This is a genomic window from Peribacillus sp. (assembly GCF_059453735.1).
In genome coordinates, this window is record NZ_JAZVJO010000090.1 from 1 (window position 1) to 3,438 (window position 3,438).

The following is a 3,438-nucleotide window of genomic DNA, read 5'->3' on the forward strand; positions in this document are numbered from 1 at the left end:
GTAACAGCGTACTGTTTCAATTTCATCCCAAAGAGGGATTTTTCTGCTTCCTACCTCAAGACTCTTTCTCATTAATTTACCCAGCCGCTTAACGACATCTGCTACTTCATATACACCCTCTATATGTGCCTTCATCCGGATTGACTCCAGCGTATTAAATAAAAAATGCGGATTAATCTGACTAGCCATCATTTTAAGCTTGCTTTCATTTTGGCTTACCTGAAGAATATTTTTTTGTCGATTCGTTTCATGTACCTGATCGATTAACTGTCTCAAATTAGCTACCATCTCATTGAATTGATGCGATAGCTGTCCAATTTCATCGTTTCCGTCGATCACAATTTGAGTATTCAAGTCACCTTTTGAAACGTTTTTAATTTGGGTGCCAAGGTTGGAAAGACGCTTTGTGAACAGATTACTGACTAATATAATGATGAATATCGCTGCGATGAATCCGGCGATTGTTACCGAGATCCCAAATAAGCTTAATGAATTTGCATCTTTCACAATCTTTTTATTGGCTGAAATGGAAACAATTTTCAATTGATTCAGACTCTGTTCAGGAAATAAATCTTCCATTATAATTTGGGAAGGCTCTCCCTCCAGCACTCCCTCATAGATAGAATTTTCCTTTTTCTTCATGTTATCGATCATATGATTAAACTGTTTTCCAATTTTATTTTTTTGGTTAGAAGCTACAACCGTGTTAGTGTCATCTATAAGCATAGTAAGAAACGCTTCTTGATTTAAAATCAAGTTTATTTGACTTGGATTAATGGTAATAACCAGCATCCCAAACGTATTATAGTCAAAAAAATTAATGCGTCTGACTAAACTTAAAAAAGGTTGATCTTTGTTTGTTTCATCTTGTGCATAAAACCAACGAATATAGCCTGCTTCTTTCTCAGCTTCGTGATACCATTGCCTTTTTTTTGTCTCTGAATCAACGGGAATAAAGTCCCAGTTATCAATTAATGTAGGGTTATCCATGTAGAATCGAATTTTTGCAATTTCCGGATAATATTGAAGATAGTAAGAAAATTTATCATAATTACGATAAGCATTTACTACTTCATAGGTCGATTTAAATTCTGTATTTGCCAAAGTACTTAGCTGCTGGTCAAACTGAAGGCCATCTGATATATAAATAGGAACTTTTAAGACTTCAGCTGTTCTTTTTTTCACCCTTTCTACGTTTGTGATTGATTGATCTACTGCATCTAAAATGGCATTTTCTCTTAATTCATACGTTAGAAAAACTCCCACTATCATGATGGGAATGAACACCGATACGATCATCATCAAGATTAGCTTATCCCGCATTTTCATATTATTGATTCGTTTTATCATAAAAGATTGCATGAGAGGTTCTCCGATTTTTTTAGTAAGCGCTTTCTTTAATTATAGCTTACTGCAATATGATTAAAATAGGAAGAAATAGGGATATATCTAACCACTTTTCATGTCAAAATTAGTGAAAAAAAAATAAGCGTACTAAGAGGCATCCCTTAGTACGCTTTATTACTCCTATTCAGCCTGAATCCACCCCAACTGAATGTCTCCCTTGAAAAGTAGATAAAGATCATGACGGCCATCCTTTTCTACAGACAATTTCCCTTCGACCGTCGTCCAAGCTTGAAATCCTCCGGTTGGCGGTACCATGCACTCACACAACAAGGGACCGTTCACTGAATCTAGGCGAAATTCTAGTACCGCTTGCAGCCCTCCATTTGCTGCTCTTACTTTCATTTTTTTATAATGCTTGCTAATCTCTACTTCATGAAATGCTATCCAACTTTCCGCGCCCTTGTTTCTAATTGAATGACCGCCTTCCGTACATTCAGCTAAAAACACTTCCTGATAATCATCATAATTTACTGCATTTACTCGAAGACTGATACTTCTAGGCGGAATTTGATCTCCTGCCACCGTGAATTTCTTCTCGAGGATGATTGTTTGTGAAGAGCTTCCAATCATAATGGTATAACGACCATCTTCGACACAATATCTATCTTGAGTAACATCCCAAAAAGCTAAATCTACAGCGTTCAGTTCAAACGAAACTTGCTTACTTTCACTTGGTTCCAGCGAGATTCGTTTAAAGCCTTTTAGTGTTTTGAGCGGCCGTTTCACTCTTGAACGCTCTGCACGAACATAGAGCTGAACAACTTCATCCCCTCTTCTTTCACCGTTATTGGTAATAGTAACTGTCACAGTCAGATTCTCATCTTTTGTCATCGATTCCTTGGAAAGCTGTAAATCACAATAACCGAATGTCGTGTAGGATAAGCCATGGCCAAAAGGATAGAGTGGTTTTGAATCAAAATATTGATACGTCCTCTTCCCTTTCATAATGTCATACTCCATCAAATCGGGAAGTTGCTTAATCGATGAGTACCACGTCATATTTACTCTGCCTGCCGGATTATATTCTCCAAATATTACATCCGTAACTGCTCGTCCAAGTTCTTGCCCTGCATGAGAAGTATACAGAACAGCAGGTACATGGTCTTCAATCCAGTTCACTGCGAATGGATAGCTTCCGACCATTACAACCACCGTATTAGGATTTACTTTCAGTACTTCTTGAATTAAGGTTTCCTGTTGCGGCGGCAGAATAATATCTTCACGGTCAACACATTCTTTGCCATTGATAAATGGATTATTTCCAACAAACACAATCGCCGTTTCAGCACTCTTTGCAGCTTCAACAGCTGTTTCAATCCCGTTTTCAACGATTTCTAGACTAAAATCTATACATTCATTTCCTTGAACGATTAAAGAGCCAGTTTCATCCATACTGATTGGCTTTTGATCCCATGAAGATAGCTGAATCCCATCGTTTATCGTCTTTGTATGAAAAACTTCCTTTACAAACCAGCCTTTTGCTTCTGCAGCACTTGCCGTTAAGCAGCCCTCATCATCAATCGTTACAAACAGATGGTTACTCTCTGCGCGCAGCGTCTTATTGCCCCAGCCCCAATCGGTATAAATGAATGTCTCTGCTTTATCTCCATTACATACTAACCTTTTTGTTTCAGGATCGACCATGATATATTGACCATTCAACTTTGAACGAAGCTTGATTCGATTACTGCCATCACAATATATGACATCACCATCAAGCTTTTGCTGAATCCCTGCAAGAGGCGTAATCATATAGGGAGGTGTCCCGCTGTACCAATCCGTATATACTTCATTAGCAAGGGGGCCCAGTACGGCTGTTTTTTGTTTAGTTAATGGGAGCAGCGAGTCATTCTTTAATAACACAATCCCCTCTCTAGCAGCGGTTAATGAAAGACTAGCATTCTCTTTTGAAGCAAGCTTTTCTTTTGGGATGTTGCTGTATGGATTTAGTTCGTCTGGATCGAACTCACCTAGACGAAAGCGGACTCTAAACGTATTTCTTAACGCGCTATCTAAATCCTTTTCCTCAAG

The 3,438-nt window shown here is 38.3% G+C and carries 2 protein-coding genes; both read right to left on the reverse strand.

Going from position 1 to position 3,438, the window contains the following annotated elements; translation table 11 throughout:
• Positions 1-1,350: cache domain-containing sensor histidine kinase (locus AC52RT_RS03010; protein ID WP_495539378.1), on the reverse strand; the 1,350-nt coding region annotated here is incomplete at its 3' end.
• Positions 1,351-1,527: 177 nt separating this feature from the next.
• A partial coding sequence (locus AC52RT_RS03015; RefSeq protein ID WP_495539379.1) for a glycoside hydrolase family 3 C-terminal domain-containing protein occupies positions 1,528-3,438 on the reverse strand: 1,911 nt, incomplete at its 5' end.